The following is a 15,613-nucleotide window of genomic DNA, read 5'->3' as shown; positions in this document are numbered from 1 at the left end:
CTGGCGGTCGGCGCGCCGTGACGCCACGCGGCGCGTCCAGGAATGAAAAAGCCCCCCGGCCTGCCGGAGGGCTTTTTCATCGCGCGGCCGCGCCAATCAGGCGACGGCGGCGGTGACGACGATCTCGACCTTGAAGTCGGGGTTGGCCAGGCGGGCCTCGACGGTGGCGCGCGGGGGCGAGTTGCCGTCGGCGACCCAGGCGTCCCAGGCCTTGTTCATGCCGTCGAATTCCTTCATGTTGGCCACGTAGATCTGGGCCATCAGGATCTTGGTCTTGTCGGTGCCGGCTTCGGCCAGCAGGCGGTCGATGGTGGCGAGCACTTGCTCGGTCTGGCCGGTGATGTCCAGCGTGGAATCGTCCGGCACCTGGCCCGCCAGGTACGCGACGCCGTTGTAGACGGCCATGTCCGACAGGCGCTTGGCGACGTGGAAGCGCTTGATGCTGCTCATGAATATTCCCCTAATGACGAGTTGCGGGTTGAACAATGCGAAGAATGGCGAACTTTACCCTGCCCGGGCCGAGGCCCGCTAGGCGGGCGGCAGTTGGAACACCTGGCGCAGATAGGCCAGGTAGGCGGGATCGTCGCACATGGTCTTCTCAGGCGCGTCGGACACCTTGGCCACCGGCTGGCCGTTGCAGCGGACCATTTTCATGACGATCTGCAGCGGTTCGTGGCCCAGGTCGTTGGTCAGGTTGGTGCCGATGCCGAACGACACCTTGCAACGCCCGGCGAACTGGCGCGCCAGTTCGATGGCGCGCGGGAAGGTCAGCGAATCCGAGAACACCAGCGTCTTGGCGCGCGGGTCGACGCGGTTCTTGCGATAGTGCTCGAGCAAGCGTTCGCCCCAGACGAAGGGATCGCCCGAATCGTGCCGCGCGCCGTCGAACAGCTTGCAGAAATACATGTCAAAGTCGCGCAGGAAGGCGTCCATGCCATAGACGTCCGACAGCGCGATGCCGAGGTCGCCGCGGTATTCCTTGGCCCACACTTCCAGCGCGAACACCTGCGAATCGCGCAGCCGCGGACCGAGCGCCTGGCAGGCCTGCAGGTATTCGTGGCCCATGGTGCCCAGTGGCAGCACCTCGTGCTGCTTGGCCAGCAGCACGTTGCTGGTGCCCGCGAAATGCGGACCCATCTGGGCCTTCATGGTCGAGACGATCTCTTCGTGCCAGACCTTGGAGAAGCGGCGCCGGGTGCCGTATTCGGCCACGCGGAAATCGGCCAGCGCCGGGTCGTCCAGCACCAGATGCATCTTGGATTGCAGGCGCTTGCGGCCCTCTGCCCAATCCGGGTTCTTGCGCGTGTTGCGGAAGTAGACCTCGTTGACGATGGCCAGCACCGGGATCTCGAAGAGAATGGTGTGCAGCCACGGGCCCTTGACCTCGATGCTGATCTCGCCCGGCCCCTCGCCCTCCTGGATGCTGATGCAGCGCTCGGGCAGGTGGAACAGTTCGAGGAAATCGACGAAGTCGCTTTTGATGAAACGCAAGCCGCCCAGATATTTAAGTTCGTCCTCGGTGAAGCGCAACTGGCACAGTTGGTGCACTTCTTCGCGGATTTCATCCAGGTAGGGGCGCAAGTTGACCCCCGGAGTCCGGCATTTGTAACGGTACTCGACCTGGGCAGCGGGAAACTGATGCAGCACCACCTGCATCATGCTGAATTTGTACAGGTCGGTGTCGAGCAGCGAGGTGATTATCATGATTACGCGTATCGTTTCGCGACACCATAGCACAGCGGGGCCCCGCGATACCCCAATGCGCCACGATGTCAACACGGGTATTGGCGGCGGTTTGGCGCCGCATTGGGTAAAATCCGCCCAACAAGACACACATGCCGCCTGCCCGGAGTTCCTGAGAATGACCCACGTAGTCACCGAAAACTGTATCAAGTGCAAGTACACCGATTGCGTCGACGTATGCCCGGTGGACTGTTTTCGTGAGGGTCCGAACTTCCTGGTGATCGACCCCGACGAGTGCATCGACTGTGCCGTGTGCATCCCCGAATGCCCGGCCAACGCCATCTACGCCGAGGAAGACGTGCCGCAGGACCAGCTCAACTTCATCGCCCTGAACGCAGAACTCTCGCCCGAGTTCGCCAGCATCAGCCGCGCCAAGAAGCCGCTGCCCGACGCCGACGAATGGAACGGCAAGCAGGACAAGCTGCAATACCTGGAAAAATAATCCGCGAGCGCGGGGCCGCCCAGGCCTCGCGACGCGCGATGCCCCGATGACCGACGATTCCAAATACACGCGCCAGACCGTTACCCACGTTCATACCTGGGTGCCCGACAAGCTGTTCTCGGTGCGCGTCACGCGCGACGACGCGTATGCCTTCCAGCCGGGCCAGTTCGCCCGGGTCGGTCTGCCTGGCGCCGAGGATCCCGCCGGCCCGCCCACCCTGTGGCGCGCCTACTCGATGGTGTCGGCCCCGCATCAGCCCTGGCTGGAGTTCTATTCCATCGTGGTGCCCGAGGGCCTGTTCAGCCCGCGCATGGCGCGGCTGCAGCCGGGCGATGCGCTCTATGTCGAAAAAGCGCCCTACGGTTTCCTGACGCTGGAGCGCTTCGCGCCCGGCGGCGACCTCTGGCTGCTGGCCTCCGGCACCGGCCTGTCGGCCTACCTGTCGATCCTGCGCGACCCGGCCGTCTGGCGCGCCTATCGCCGCATCGTCCTGGTGCACGGCGTGCGCACCGCGGCGGAGCTGGCCTACCGCGAGGAAATCGAAGGCTGGCGCAATGATCCGTCCCTGAGCGACCTGTTCGAGGCCGAACCGGACAAGCTGATCTATTTGCCCATCGCCACTCGCGAGGCCCTGCCCGGCATGCCGCAGGCGCGCCTGACCACCCTGATCGCCGATGGCGGACTGGAACGCCTGGCCGGCCTGCCGCTGGCCCCGGAGCAAGCCAAGATCATGCTTTGCGGCAACCCGGAGATGCTGGCCGACGCCCGCAAGTTGCTGGGCGAACGCGGTTTCAAGCCGGGCCGCCGCGGCGTTCCCGGCAACCTCGCGGTGGAAAACTACTGGTGATTCCCCGCCCCTGTCGGATCGGCCCCTGGCCCGTCCGGCCTAGGGCGAAAATCCCCCTTTTTATCCCGCCGGCGCCCCTTGATTTCGCCCTAAACTGGTGCGCAAGGGATGACGGGTCGCATTTTCGCAACACAAAATCCGGTTTTCAGGCGCTTTCGTCAGACAAATTGGAAATACCGTTACTCCCCGGCGCAATAATCGGGGCACACGCACGACCCAGAAGGACTTCCCCAAATGCTGTACCAATTGCACGAAATGCAGCGCGCCTTCCTGACTCCGTTCGCTGCATTCACGGATGCCGGTTCCCAGCTGTTCTCCAGCCCTTACAGCCCCCTCGCCTACACCCCGATCTCGCGCCAGATGGCCGCGGGATACGAGCTGATGACGCGCATCGGCAAGGAATACCAGAAGCCCGCCTGGAACCTGCCCGCCACGGAAATCAACGGCAAGTCGGTCCGGGTCACTGAATCGGTCGTGCTGGACAAGCCCTTCTGCCGCCTGGTGCACTTCCACCGCGACGTGCGGCAGGCGCCGCAGGGCGATCCCAAGGTGCTGCTGGTCGCGCCGCTGTCCGGCCACCACGCCACGCTGCTGCGCGACACCGTGCGCGCCCTGCTGCCTGGCCACGATGTCTACGTCACCGACTGGATCGACGCCCGCATGGTGCCGCTGTCGGCCGGCCCGTTCCACCTGAACGACTACGTGCGCTACGTGCAGGACTTCATCCGCCACCTGGGACCGGACGTGCACGTCATTTCGGTATGCCAGCCCACCGTGCCGGTGCTGGCCGCCGTGTCGCTGATGGCCTCGGCCAACGATCCCTGCCAGCCGCGCAGCATGGTCATGATGGGCGGCCCGATCGATCCGCGCCAGTCGCCCACGCAAGTGAACCGCCTGGCCACCACCAAGCCCTACTCGTGGTTCGAGAACCAGGTCATCCACCCCGTGCCGCCGCGCTATCCGGGTTCGGGCCGCAAGGTCTACCCCGGCTTCCTGCAGCATGCCGGCTTCATGGCGATGAATCCCGACCGCCACATGAAGTCGCACTACGACTTCTACCTGGACCTGCTGCGCGGCGACGACAGCGACGCCGAGGCGCATCGCCGCTTCTACGACGAGTACAACGCCGTGCTCGACATGCCGGCCGAGTTCTACCTGGACACCATCCGCATGGTGTTCCAGGAATTCGCGCTGCCCAACGGCACCTGGGAAGTCGACGGCCAGTTGGTGCGCCCGGCCGACATCAAGAAAGTGGCGCTGTTCACCATCGAGGGCGAGCTGGACGACATCTCCGGCCAGGGGCAGACGCGCGCGGCCATCAAGCTGTGCAAGAACATTCCGGCCGACCGCAAGATGCACTACACCGCGCCCAACTGCGGCCACTACGGGATTTTCTCGGGCCGCCGCTGGCGCGAAATGATCTGTCCTAAAATCGCGGAATTCATCCGGCAATCGGCCTGAGGCCTTTCACCGTCCGTCCACGGGGGCCCTCGCGGGCCCCTTTGCTTTTTCCGTTGCCCGCCATGTCCTGTCGTTCACTCGCCGATCGCATCGACGCCCTGCTGCCTCAGACGCAATGCACCAAGTGCGGCTATGACGGCTGTCAGCCGTATGCCGAGGCCATCGCCGCGGGCGCCGCCCCGATCAACCGCTGCCCGCCGGGCGGCGACGAAGGCATCGCCGCGCTGGCGGCGCTGCTCGAAACCCCCGCCCTGCCGCTGGACCTGAGCCGCGGCGAACCCGGTCCGCTGCTGGTGGCGCGCATCGACGAGGCGCATTGCATCGGCTGTACGCTGTGCATCCAGGCCTGTCCGGTCGATGCCATCGTCGGCGCCAACAAGCACATGCATACCGTGCTGCCTGACTGGTGCACGGGTTGCGACCTGTGCGTGGCGCCGTGTCCGGTGGATTGCATCGAGATGGTGCCGGCCGGTCGCGCCTGGAGCGCCGCTGACGCGGCCGCCGGTCGCCAGCGCCACCGCCACCATCAGGCGCGCATGGCACGACTGGCCGCCGACAACGCCCGCCTGATGGCGCCCGAATCCACGGCGGCCGCCGCGCCCGCCGCGCCCGCCGCGCCCGCCGCCGACGCGCAAACCGAAGACCGCAAGCGCGCCGCCATCGAATCCGCGCTGGCCCGTGCCCGTGCCCGCCGCAACGCCCCGCGCCCATGAACGCCGCCAAACGCCGAGAAATCTTTGCCCGCCTGCAAGCGGCCAACCCGAAGCCCACCACCGAACTCGAGTACGACACCCCCTTCCAACTGTTGATCGCGGTGCTGCTGTCGGCGCAGGCCACCGACAAGTCGGTGAACATCGCCACCCGCAAGTTCTTTCCGCAATACGGCACCCCCCAGGCCCTGGTGGCGCTGGGCGAGGAAGGCCTGTCCGATTACATCAAGACCATCGGCCTGTACCGCACCAAGGCCAAGAACGCCATCGCCACCTGCCGCATCCTGATCGAACAGCACGGCGGCGAAGTGCCGCAGACGCGCGAGGCGCTAGAGGCGCTGCCCGGCGTCGGCCGCAAGACCGCCAACGTGGTGCTGAACACGGCCTTCGGCCAGCCGACCATGGCGGTCGATACGCACATCTTCCGGGTTTCGAACCGCACCGGCCTGGCGCCGGGCAAGAATGTGCTGGAAGTCGAACTGAAGCTGGAGAAATTCGTGCCGCGCGAGTATCTGCTGGACGCGCATCACTGGCTGATCCTGCACGGCCGCTATGTATGCGTGGCACGCAAACCGAAATGCCCGCAATGCGGCATTTCCGATCTCTGCGAATACAAAGATAAAACCCCCGCTTGAAAGGCTCGCCGCCCCTTTCGCGAACCCGCCGGATATTCGTTCGCGCAGTTGCAAAACCGGGTTTTCCCCGAGGCGGCATTCAATGACGGATTGATGACAATCAATACGGTTTTGCTGCAACGCATCGGGTCCCGGCATAGGGTTTCGCCCAGTGGCCATGCGAATTGTCCGCCATTTGACAATTCACCTTTCCGCACCGCAAAACCTATGACAAACCCTCATGGAATTTTGATTCGGAGGTGCGCATACTCGCCGGCAACTCTTATAGAAAACCGTGGTGTTTCCATGATTTTCAATACCCCGCGGGGGCTCAGCGCGTGACGCCGGGCAGGGTCCATATAAATACAACGCCGGTGCAGCGGACATGGACGACACGATCCTGGAGACAAAAGGCCTCACCAAGGAATTCCGCGGTTTCGTCGCGGTCAATGGGGTCGATTTGCGTATCAAGCGAGGCGAGATTCATGCCTTGATCGGGCCGAACGGCGCGGGCAAGACGACATGCTTCAACCTGCTGACCAAGTTTCTCTCTCCCACTTCGGGAACCATCAAGTTCAACGGCATCGACATCACCGGTGAGCGTCCGGCGCAGATCGCGCGGCGCGGCGTGATCCGCTCGTTCCAGATTTCGGCGGTGTTTCCGCACCTGACCGTGCTGGAGAACGTGCGCATCGGCCTGCAGCGCAAGACCGGGCTGTCGTTCCACTTCTGGCAGAGCACCAAACGCCTGGCCGCCCTGGACGAACCGGCGCGCGCCCTGCTCGAACAGGTCGACCTGGGCGCCTTCGCCAACGAGACCACCGTGAACCTGCCATATGGCCGCAAGCGCGCGCTGGAGATCGCCACCACGCTGGCGATGGAACCCGAGCTGATGCTGCTGGACGAGCCCACGCAAGGCATGGGCCACGAGGACGTGGACCGCGTCACGCAACTGATCAAGCGCGTCAGCGCCGGCCGCACCATCCTGATGGTGGAGCACAACATGAACGTCGTGTCCTCGATTGCCAACACCATCACCGTGCTCGCGCGCGGCGCCGTGCTGGCCGAGGGCACCTACGCCGAAGTGTCCCGCCATCCCGCCGTGATGCAGGCCTACATGGGCACCACCGACGGCGAACTCCAAGGAGCGCACGCATGAGCACCCCGGCACTGGAAATCTCGGGCCTGCAGGCCTGGTACGGGGAATCGCATATCCTGCATGGCGTGGATATGCGCGTGGGGCAAGGCGAGGTCGTCACGCTGCTGGGCCGCAACGGCGCCGGCCGCACCACCACGCTGCGCGCCATCCTCGGCCTGACCGGCTCGCGCAAGGGCTCGGTGCGCATCCATGGCACCGAAGCCATCGACCTGCCGACCTACAAGATCGCCCACCTGGGCGTGGGCTACTGCCCCGAGGAACGCGGCATCTTCGCCAGCCTGTCGTGCGAAGAGAACCTGCTGCTGCCCCCCGTGGTGGGCTCGCTCGGCGGCGGCATGTCGCTGGCCGAGATCTACGACATGTTCCCCAACCTGCAGGAACGCCGGCATTCGCCAGGCACGCGACTGTCGGGCGGTGAACAACAGATGCTGGCGGTGGCGCGCATCCTGCGCACCGGCGCCAACCTGCTGCTGCTGGACGAGATCTCCGAAGGCCTGGCGCCCGTAATCGTGCAGGCGCTGGCCCGCATGATCACCGCGCTCAAGCAGCGCGGTTACACCATCGTCATGGTGGAACAGAATTTCCGCTTCGCCGCGCCGCTGGCCGATCGCTTCTACGTCATGGAGCATGGCCAGATCGTCGAGCATTTCGAAGCGTCCGAACTTTCAGAAAAACAGGACACGCTCAACGAATTGTTGGGCGTCTGAATAACCTGTCATCCGCCGGGTTCCCGGCATCCCATATACCAAAGGGAAGAGGAGTCATCCCATGAAGCTGCACACCATCACTGCTGCACTGGCCATGGCGGGCCTGGGATTCGCCGGGGCGACCGCCCAGGCACAAGGCATCTCCGACGATGTCATCCGCATCGGCTTCATCACCGACATGTCCGGCGTGTATTCCGACATCGACGGCAAGGCGGGCCTGGAAGCGGTCCGCATGGCGATCGAGGACTTCGGCGGCAACGTCAACGGCAAGAAGATCGAAGTGCTGTCGGCCGATCACCAGAACAAGGCCGACGTGGCGTCGGCCCGCGCGCGCGAATGGTTCGACCAGCAGAAGGTCGACGTCATCATCGCCGGCACCAACTCGGCCACCAGCCTGGCCATGGCGGCCGTGGCGGCTGAAAAGAAGAAGCCCTTCATCGCCATTGGCGCGGGCGCTTCCGACCTGACCAACGCCCAGTGCTCGCCGTACACCGTGCACTACGCCTACGACACCGTGGCGCTGGCGCGCGGCACCGGTTCGGCGGTGGTGAAGGATGGCGGCAAGAGCTGGTTCTTCCTGACCGCCGACTACGCCTTCGGCCACGCCCTCGAACGCGACACCATGGCCGTGGTCAAGGCCGCCGGCGGCGAGATCAAGGGCCAGGTGCGCGCTCCGCTGGGCGCCTCCGACTTCTCGTCGTTCCTGCTGCAGGCGCAGTCTTCCAAGGCGAAGATCCTGGGCATGGCCAACGCCGGTGGCGACACCATCAACACCATCAAGGCCGCCAATGAATTCGGCGTCACCAAGACCATGAAGATGGCCGGCCTGCTGGTGTTCATCAACGACGTCCACTCGCTCGGCCTGGAAGCCACCAAGGGCATGTACCTGACCGACGGCTGGTACTGGGATCAATCCGACGCCTCGCGCGCCTGGTCCAAGAAATTCGAAGCCAAGGTGGGCCGCAAGCCGTCGATGCTGCAGGCTGGCGACTATTCGTCGGTCACGTTCTACCTGAACGGCGTGAAGGCCACCGGCACCGACGATGCCGACACGCTCATGAAGTGGATGAAGTCGAACAAGATCAACGACTTCTTCACCCAGGGCGGCTACGTGCGCGAAGACGGCCGCATGATCCACGACATGTACCTGATGCAGGTGAAGACGCCGGCCGAATCCAAGGGCCCGTGGGACTACTACAAGGTCGTGGCCACGCTGCCCGGCGACGAGGTCTACACCAAGCTGTCCGAGTCGACCTGCAAGCTGGTCAAGAAGTAATTCCCGTCGATGCGATCCCTTGATGCGACCCGGCCCGCGCGGCCGGGTCGCATCCTGAATTTGCCCGCTTCCCTTCGTACGCGCAGGATTTTCACAAGATGACTGATATTTTCGGCATCCCCATACAGGCCTTGTTCGGCCAGTTGCTGCTGGGACTGGTCAACGGTTCGTTCTACGCCATGCTGTCGCTCGGCCTGGCGGTTATCTTCGGACTGCTGAACGTCATCAACTTCGCGCACGGCGCGCTTTACATGCTGGGCGCCTTCCTGGCCTGGATGGGGCTGTCGTACCTGGGGTTGAATTACTGGGTCATGCTGATCCTGGCGCCGCTGGTGGTCGGGTTGTTCGGCATCATCATCGAAAAGCTGTTGCTCAGGCACCTCTACAAGCTTGACCACCTGTACGGCCTGCTGCTGACCTTCGGCTTGACGCTGCTCATCGAGGGCCTGTTCCGCAGCTTCTACGGGGTGTCGGGCCAGCCCTATCCGACGCCCGACGCCCTGCGCGGCGCCACCAACCTGGGCTTCATGGTGCTGCCGAACTACCGCGGCTGGGTGGTGGCGGCATCGGTGGTGGTGTGCCTGGCGACCTGGTTCGTGATCGAGCGCACCCGCCTCGGCGCCCTGCTGCGCGCCGGCACCGAGAACCCGCGACTGGTGGAAGCCTTCGGCGTCAACGTGCCGCGCATGATCACGCTGACCTACGGCTTCGGCGTGGCGCTGGCGGGCTTTGCCGGCGTGCTGGCGGCGCCGGTGCTGCAGATCTCGCCGCTGATGGGGTCCAACCTCATCATCGTGGTGTTCGCGGTGGTCGTGATCGGCGGCATGGGGTCCATCATGGGCGCCATCGTCACCGGCCTGGGCCTGGGCGTGATCGAGGGCCTGACCAAGGTGTTCTGGCCCGAAGCGTCCAGCACGGTCGTCTTCATCATCATGGCCATTGTCCTGTTGCTCCGCCCGGCCGGGCTGTTCGGAAAAGAGAAATGAATCGTCAATTCCTGGGCTATGCGGTCCTGGCCGTCGTGGTGGCCATTCTTCCCTTCGTCGGGGTGTATCCGATCTTCGCCATGAAGATCATGTGCTACGCCCTGTTCGCCTGCGCCTTCAACCTGCTGCTGGGCTTCACCGGCCTGCTGTCGTTCGGCCACGCCGCCTTCCTGGGCAGCGCCGCCTACGCCACCGGCCACGCGCTCAAGGTGTGGGGCGTGCCGACCGAGATCGGACTGCTGTTCGGCGTCGCGGTGGCCGCGCTGCTGGGCCTGGCGATGGGCGCGCTGGCGATCCGCCGCAGCGGCATCTACTTCGCCATGATCACGCTGGCGCTGGCGCAGATGGTGTTCTTCTTCTTCCTGCAGGCCAAGTTCACCGGCGGCGAAGACGGCCTGCAGAGCGTGCCGCGCGGCACGCTGCTGGGCATCATCGACCTGTCGAAAGACCTGAACCTGTACTACCTGGTGATGGGCGTGTTCATCATCGGCTACTTCATCATCTGGCGCACGGTGCATTCGCCGTTCGGCCAGGTGCTGCAGGCGCTGCGCGAGAACGAGCCGCGCGCGGTCTCGCTGGGCTACGACGTCGATCGCTTCAAGCTGCTGGCCTTCGTGCTGTCGGCCGCCATCGCCGGCCTGGCGGGCGCCACCAAGACGCTGGTGTTCGTGTCGGCCACGCTGTCCGACGCGACCTGGCAGATGTCGGGCCTGGTGATCCTGATGACGCTGATCGGCGGGCTCGGCACGCTGACCGGACCGATTCTCGGCGCGTTCATCGTGGTGCTGCTGGAGAACAAAGTGGGCGACTTCGGCCAGATGATGGCCAGCCTGACCGGCGTCGACTGGTTCCTGCGCCTGGGCGAGTCGGTCACCATCGTGATCGGCCTGATCTTCGTGATCTGCGTGCTGGCCTTCCGTCGCGGCATCGTCGGCGAGATCGGCGCGCTGATCGAGAAGCGGCGCGCCGCGCGCGCCTGATCCGCGCGGCCGCCGGCCGCATCGCCTGCCTGACCCTCGGGGCCGCTGAACGCGGCCCCGATTGCATGGCGCCTTTACAATGACTGGCACGCAATCAGAAAGGTGCTCCATCATGCGCATGAAGCCTTTGCTCGCCGGCGCCCTGGCGCTGTCCGCCGCCCTGCTCGCCCCCGCCGCGGCCCACGCCGCCAAGCCGGTCTGCGAGGTCGACCGCCCGGTCCGTTTCAGCGGCCTGAACTGGGAATCCAACCTGGTGCTGGCCGGCATCGAGCGCTACGTGATGGAGCACGGCTACGGCTGCAAGACCAGCGTCGAGATCGGCGAAACGCTGCCGATGCTGGCCGCCCTGCAGCGCGGCGACGTCGACGTCACGCCGGAGGTGTGGCCGGGGCAGATCGAGATGGCCTGGAAGAAGGCGCTGGCCGGCGGCCGCGTGCAGGGCCTGGGGCATGTCTACGACGCCGGCGAAGGCTGGTACGTGCCCCGCTACACCGTGCAGCGCCATCCCGACTTGAAATCGGCGGCGGACCTGGCGCGCTTCAAGCAGGTCTTCGCCGACCCGGAAGACCCGGGCCGCGGCCGCATCTACGGCTGCCCCGCCGGCTGGGCCTGTGGCACGCTGAACGACAACCTGTTGCGCGCGCTCGGCCTGGACCGCGACTACAGCCTGTTCGCGCCCGGTTCCGGCGCGGCGCAGAAGGCCGCCATCCTGTCGGCCTACAAGCGCAAGCGCGACATCGTCTTCTATTACTGGACGCCCACCGCGCTGGTCGGCGCGCTAGACCTGGTCAAGCTGGAACTGCCGGCCTTCGACCAGACCGCCTATACCTGCCTGACCGATCCCAAGTGCGCCAAGCCGGTGGCCACCGAGTTCAAGCCGAACCCCGTGGTGACGGGCGTGAACAGCGCTTTTGCCAAGGACGCGCCGCAGCTTGCCGCGTTCCTGGCCAAGCTCACCATTCCCAGCGACGCCATCGACGCCACGCTCGGTTGGCTCGAGAACGAAGGCAAGGAACCCGAGGAGGCCGCGCGCTACTTCCTCAAGCAGTACGGACCGGTCTGGCGGCAATGGATGCCGGCCGATGCGGCCGAACGGGTGCAGGCGGCGCTGGACAAGGAGTAAGCGGTCCGCGCCTCATGTATCCTGACGTTTCGGCGCCATTGTCGCGCCACCCGATACCCGCGAAGGAAACCCATCATGGATGCCTTGTTCTGGCACAACGGTCACTGGACCCCTGAAAACCCCAAACTGCTCGGCCCCGCCGACCACGCCTTCTGGATGGCCAGCATGGTCTTCGATGGCGCGCGCGCGTTCCGCGGCCTGACGCCCGACCTGGACCTGCATTGCCAGCGCGTGGTGCGCTCGGCCGAAAAGATGCTGATGAAGCCGCAGATCACCTGGCAGGAAATCCAGGCGCTGTGCCTGCAGGCGGTGGCCAAGTTCCCCGAGGGCAGCGAGCTCTACATCAAGCCGATGTTCTTCTGCGCCGACGGCTTCCTGCTGCCCGACGCCGACAAGACCCAGTTCGTGCTGCACGTGTTCAAGGTGCCGATGCCGGGCGACCAGGGCTTTGCCGCCTGCTTCTCCAGCTTCGCGCGTTCCTGGCCCAACATGGCGCCGACCGACGCCAAGGCCTCGTGCCTGTACCCCAACGGCCAGCGCGCCATCCGCGAGGCGATGGACAAGGGCTTCGACAACGCCATCATGCTGGACGGCGCCGGCAATGTCGCCGAGTTCGCCTCCAGCAACCTGTGGATCGCCAAGGACGGCGTGGTCTCGACCCCGGTGGACAACGGCACCTTCCTGAACGGCATCACGCGCCGCCGCGTGCTGGCGTTGCTCAAGGCCGACGGCGTCGAGGTGCAGGAACGCAGCCTGACGCGCGCCGACATCGAGGCCGCCGATGAAGTTTTCTCGTCCGGCAACTACGGCAAGGTGGTGCACGTGAACCGCGTCGAAGACCGCAAGCTGGAATACGGTCCGCTGGCGCGCCGCGCCCACAAGCTGTACATGGACTACGCCGAAAGCACCCGCAAGCAGTAAGCGCCCCGCGGCGCCATGGAATGCGCCGTCCCGACCGGGGCGGCGCCGCGTGACAAGGATACCCTGCAAGGACACCCAGCATGCAATCCCGACGCGAGTTCCTGCGCGGCGGCGCCGCGATCGCCGGCGCCGGCAGCGCCCTGGCGCTGCTGCCCGCCTCCATCCGCCGCGCATTGGCGATTCCCGCCAACCGCCGCAAGGGCACGATTGAAGACGTCGAACACATCGTCATCTTCATGCAGGAGAACCGGTCGTTCGACCACTACTTCGGCGGCCTCGCCGGGGTGCGCGGCTTCGGCGACCGCTTTCCGATCCCGGTGCCCGCCAGCCCCGACTTCGAACGCCGCACGGTCTGGGCGCAGTACAACGGCCGCCCCGACGAGGGCGCGCCGCGCAGCGTACTGCCATTCCGGCTCGACACCGGCGCGGACTACGAGGCCATGCGCGTGGCCAGCACCCCGCACACCTGGTCCAACGCCCAGGACGCCTGGGACGCCGGCCGCATGGGCCAGTGGCCGGCCGCCAAAAAGAACCATTCGATGGCGTACTACACCGAGGCGGACATGCCGTTCCAGTACGCCATGGCGCGCGCCTTCACCGTGTGCGACGCCTATCACTGTTCGTTCACCGGCGGCACCAACACCAACCGCCTGTTCGTCTGGACCGGCACCAACGACGGCCTGGGCCGCGGCCACGGCCCGGCGCTGGGCAACACCTACAACAAGCTGGGCGGCGGCGATCCCGCCGGCGCCTACACCTGGACCACCTATCCCGAGCGGCTGGAACGCGCCGGCATCCGCTGGCGCATCTACCAGGACATGGCGGACAACTACTCGCTCAATCCGACCGCGGGCTTCAAGGCCTACCGCGACGCCTACCACGGCGTGCCGGGCTCGCTGGCCGCGCTCAAGGACAAGGCGTTGACCACGCGCAGCCTGGACCAACTGCGCCAGGACGTGCGGGATGGCACGCTGCCGCAGGTGTCGTGGATCTGCGCCACCAAAGCCGGCTCCGAGCATCCCAGCCCTTCCAGCCCTGCGCAGGGCGCGGACTACACGGCAAGGGTGCTGGACGCGCTGACCGCCAATCCCGAGGTCTGGAGCAAGACCGTCCTGTTGCTGATGTTCGACGAGAACGACGGCTTTTTCGACCACATGCCGCCGCCGGCGCCTCCCTCGCGCGGCCCTGACGGCCGGCTGGCGGGCGCGTCCACCGTGGACACCGCCGGCGAATACCACGAGATCGTCACCGGCGCCGAAAAGGACGATACGGCCGCCCACCTGCACGGCGTCTACGGCCTGGGGCCGCGCGTGCCGATGTACGTGCTGTCGCCCTGGACCAAGGGCGGCTGGGTCAACTCGGAAGTGTTCGACCACACCTCGGTGCTGCGCTTCGTCGAGCGCCGCTTCGGGGTCGCCGAACCCAACATCTCGCCGTGGCGCCGCGCCGTCTGCGGCGACCTGACGTCGATCTTCGATTTCGCCACGCCCGACGAGGCCGACCTGACCCGTGGCCTGCCGGCCACCGCCACGCGCGCGGCCCAGGCCGCCGCGCTGCCGGGCACCGTCACCCCGCCCGCGCCCGCACGGCCCGCCCTGGCGCGGCAGGCGGCCGGCACCCGGCCGTCGCGCGCGCTGCCCTATGCGCTGTCGGTGCAGGCCAGCGCGGGCAAGGACAGCATCGCGCTGCGCATGGACAACAGCGGCGCCGCCGGCGCCGTGCTGCATGTGTACGACCGCCTGCGCCTGGAGGACGGCCCGCGCCGCTACACCCTCGAGGCCGGCAAGCATCTGGAAGCCAACTGGCCGGTGACGGGCAACGACGGCCGCTACGATCTTTGGCTGCTTGGCCCCAATGGCTTCCATCGTCATGTCGCGGGCCGGCTGCACGCGGACGCCGAGCCGCTGTCGGTCGAGGCCATCTGCGATGCCTCCGGGCCGACGCTGCGCCTGAAACTGCACAACCCGGGCGCATTGCCGCGCGGCTTCCAGGTCGAAGCCAACGCCTACGGCTACGCCGGCCACCACGAGCCGGCACTGGCGCCCGGCGTCGGCGCCACCCTGGCCTGGAACCTGGCCGCCAGCGGCGGCTGGTACGACTTCAGCGTGCGCGCCGACGACGCGCCCGGCTTCCTGCGCCGCCTGGCAGGACGCATCGAAACCGGCGCTCCCTCCACCTCCGACCCCGCGATGGGCCAGGAATTGATTCTGCATTGGACGCTGCCGGCATGAAACCGCCCGCCCCTTACGAGAACGCCGTGACCTTCCAGTTCGGCGATTCGCCCGAGCTGGCCGATGAATTGCTGGCATTGGTGTTGTCGGGCGCCAAGACCGCGACCTGCGGCGCGCTGCGCGACTTCGACGAGAAGGAACCGGTGCCCGAGCCGGGCCGGCGCGACGTGGTGCTGGATGGCCGCCGCCGTCCGGCCTGCGCCATCGAGACGATCAGCATCGTGATCCAGCGCTTCGACGAAGTGGACGAAGCCTTCGCCGTGGCCGAGGGTGAAGGCCCCTACGACGTCTGGCGCACCGGACACATCGCCTATTTCGACCGCAATGGCGGCTACGCGCCAGACATGCTGCTGGTGTGCGAGCGCTTCCGGGTGGTCGAAGTATTTGAACGCGAGGCGGACTGACACGTCCGC

16 protein-coding genes are annotated in these 15,613 nt (G+C 66.1%); 14 read left to right on the top strand and 2 right to left on the bottom strand.

Annotated elements, in window-relative coordinates:
• Positions 1-96: 96 nt before the first annotated feature.
• Positions 97-450 carry a RidA family protein gene (locus SB816_RS17065; protein ID WP_006389266.1) on the bottom strand — a complete coding sequence of 118 codons (354 nt, stop codon included), beginning with the start codon at positions 448-450 and terminating at the stop codon, positions 97-99.
• A gap of 78 nt (positions 451-528) precedes the next feature.
• Entirely contained in the window at positions 529-1,704 is a 1,176-nt protein-coding gene (gene pncB, locus SB816_RS17060; RefSeq protein ID WP_049072128.1) for a nicotinate phosphoribosyltransferase, read from the bottom strand.
• A gap of 157 nt (positions 1,705-1,861) precedes the next feature.
• Here pncB and fdxA point away from each other — a divergent pair, with 157 nt between their 5' ends.
• From fdxA to SB816_RS16990, 14 genes are all read left to right on the top strand, one after another.
• Entirely contained in the window at positions 1,862-2,185 is a 324-nt protein-coding gene (fdxA, locus tag SB816_RS17055) for a ferredoxin FdxA (protein ID WP_006389264.1), read from the top strand.
• Between the two features lie 46 nt (positions 2,186-2,231).
• Entirely contained in the window at positions 2,232-3,032 is an 801-nt protein-coding gene (locus tag SB816_RS17050; RefSeq protein WP_054501573.1) for a ferredoxin--NADP reductase, read from the top strand.
• Between the two features lie 234 nt (positions 3,033-3,266).
• Positions 3,267-4,493, top strand: a complete 1,227-nt coding sequence (locus tag SB816_RS17045) for a polyhydroxyalkanoate depolymerase (RefSeq protein WP_054501574.1) — start codon at positions 3,267-3,269, stop codon at positions 4,491-4,493.
• 62 nt (positions 4,494-4,555) lie between these two features.
• The gene (rsxB, locus tag SB816_RS17040) at positions 4,556-5,206 is read left to right on the top strand and encodes an electron transport complex subunit RsxB (protein WP_410547315.1); all 651 of its coding nucleotides are present in this window, start codon (positions 4,556-4,558) and stop codon (positions 5,204-5,206) included.
• Positions 5,203-5,838: an endonuclease III gene (nth, locus tag SB816_RS17035; RefSeq protein ID WP_410547314.1), complete on the top strand. Its 636-nt coding sequence runs from the start codon at positions 5,203-5,205 to the stop codon at positions 5,836-5,838. The genes rsxB and nth overlap by 4 nt, the downstream gene beginning before the upstream one ends.
• 364 nt (positions 5,839-6,202) lie before the next feature.
• On the top strand, positions 6,203-6,976 hold the full coding sequence (locus SB816_RS17030; protein WP_054501576.1) for an ABC transporter ATP-binding protein: 774 nt from the start codon (positions 6,203-6,205) through the stop codon (positions 6,974-6,976).
• Complete coding sequence (locus SB816_RS17025) at positions 6,973-7,683, top strand: ABC transporter ATP-binding protein (protein ID WP_054501577.1); 711 nt, start codon at positions 6,973-6,975, stop codon at positions 7,681-7,683. Before SB816_RS17030 ends, SB816_RS17025 begins: the two co-directional genes overlap by 4 nt.
• A gap of 61 nt (positions 7,684-7,744) precedes the next feature.
• Complete coding sequence (locus SB816_RS17020; RefSeq protein ID WP_410547313.1) at positions 7,745-8,959, top strand: ABC transporter substrate-binding protein; 1,215 nt, start codon at positions 7,745-7,747, stop codon at positions 8,957-8,959.
• Positions 8,960-9,057: 98 nt separating this feature from the next.
• Complete coding sequence (locus SB816_RS17015) at positions 9,058-9,945, top strand: branched-chain amino acid ABC transporter permease (RefSeq protein ID WP_049072112.1); 888 nt, start codon at positions 9,058-9,060, stop codon at positions 9,943-9,945.
• Positions 9,942-10,925 (top strand): branched-chain amino acid ABC transporter permease, encoded by a 984-nt coding sequence (locus SB816_RS17010; RefSeq protein WP_049072110.1) that lies wholly within the window; start codon positions 9,942-9,944, stop codon positions 10,923-10,925. Before SB816_RS17015 ends, SB816_RS17010 begins: the two co-directional genes overlap by 4 nt.
• A gap of 112 nt (positions 10,926-11,037) precedes the next feature.
• A complete protein-coding gene (locus SB816_RS17005) occupies positions 11,038-12,048 on the top strand; it encodes an ABC transporter substrate-binding protein (RefSeq protein WP_336235867.1) in 1,011 nt (336 codons plus the stop codon).
• A 75-nt stretch (positions 12,049-12,123) separates the two neighbouring features.
• Entirely contained in the window at positions 12,124-12,969 is an 846-nt protein-coding gene (locus tag SB816_RS17000) for a branched-chain amino acid aminotransferase (protein WP_049072102.1), read from the top strand.
• A gap of 80 nt (positions 12,970-13,049) precedes the next feature.
• A complete protein-coding gene (locus tag SB816_RS16995; RefSeq protein WP_144654955.1) occupies positions 13,050-15,200 on the top strand; it encodes a phosphocholine-specific phospholipase C in 2,151 nt (716 codons plus the stop codon).
• Positions 15,197-15,604 carry an ASCH domain-containing protein gene (locus SB816_RS16990; RefSeq protein WP_175190260.1) on the top strand — a complete coding sequence of 136 codons (408 nt, stop codon included), beginning with the start codon at positions 15,197-15,199 and terminating at the stop codon, positions 15,602-15,604. The genes SB816_RS16995 and SB816_RS16990 overlap by 4 nt, the downstream gene beginning before the upstream one ends.
• Positions 15,605-15,613 lie beyond the last annotated feature (9 nt).

It is taken from the genome of Achromobacter sp. SIMBA_011 (assembly GCF_046535435.1).
Lineage (GTDB): Bacteria > Pseudomonadota > Gammaproteobacteria > Burkholderiales > Burkholderiaceae_B > Achromobacter > Achromobacter dolens.
The sequence above is the reverse complement of the archived record's forward strand: the minus strand, read 5'-3'. Positions and strand labels throughout refer to the sequence as shown.

Bases quoted from the DNA above. Each gene is read 5' to 3' on its own strand.
- SB816_RS17065 (WP_006389266.1), bottom strand. From the start codon at position 450: ATGAGCAGCATCAAGCGCTTCCACGTCGCCAAGCGCCTGTCGGACATG.
- pncB (WP_049072128.1), bottom strand. From the start codon at position 1,704: ATGATAATCACCTCGCTGCTCGACACCGACCTGTACAAATTCAGCATG.
- fdxA (WP_006389264.1), top strand. From the start codon at position 1,862: ATGACCCACGTAGTCACCGAAAACTGTATCAAGTGCAAGTACACCGAT.
- SB816_RS17050 (WP_054501573.1), top strand. From the start codon at position 2,232: ATGACCGACGATTCCAAATACACGCGCCAGACCGTTACCCACGTTCAT.
- SB816_RS17045 (WP_054501574.1), top strand. From the start codon at position 3,267: ATGCTGTACCAATTGCACGAAATGCAGCGCGCCTTCCTGACTCCGTTC.
- rsxB (WP_410547315.1), top strand. From the start codon at position 4,556: ATGTCCTGTCGTTCACTCGCCGATCGCATCGACGCCCTGCTGCCTCAG.
- nth (WP_410547314.1), top strand. From the start codon at position 5,203: ATGAACGCCGCCAAACGCCGAGAAATCTTTGCCCGCCTGCAAGCGGCC.
- SB816_RS17030 (WP_054501576.1), top strand. From the start codon at position 6,203: ATGGACGACACGATCCTGGAGACAAAAGGCCTCACCAAGGAATTCCGC.
- SB816_RS17025 (WP_054501577.1), top strand. From the start codon at position 6,973: ATGAGCACCCCGGCACTGGAAATCTCGGGCCTGCAGGCCTGGTACGGG.
- SB816_RS17020 (WP_410547313.1), top strand. From the start codon at position 7,745: ATGAAGCTGCACACCATCACTGCTGCACTGGCCATGGCGGGCCTGGGA.
- SB816_RS17015 (WP_049072112.1), top strand. From the start codon at position 9,058: ATGACTGATATTTTCGGCATCCCCATACAGGCCTTGTTCGGCCAGTTG.
- SB816_RS17010 (WP_049072110.1), top strand. From the start codon at position 9,942: ATGAATCGTCAATTCCTGGGCTATGCGGTCCTGGCCGTCGTGGTGGCC.
- SB816_RS17005 (WP_336235867.1), top strand. From the start codon at position 11,038: ATGCGCATGAAGCCTTTGCTCGCCGGCGCCCTGGCGCTGTCCGCCGCC.
- SB816_RS17000 (WP_049072102.1), top strand. From the start codon at position 12,124: ATGGATGCCTTGTTCTGGCACAACGGTCACTGGACCCCTGAAAACCCC.
- SB816_RS16995 (WP_144654955.1), top strand. From the start codon at position 13,050: ATGCAATCCCGACGCGAGTTCCTGCGCGGCGGCGCCGCGATCGCCGGC.
- SB816_RS16990 (WP_175190260.1), top strand. From the start codon at position 15,197: ATGAAACCGCCCGCCCCTTACGAGAACGCCGTGACCTTCCAGTTCGGC.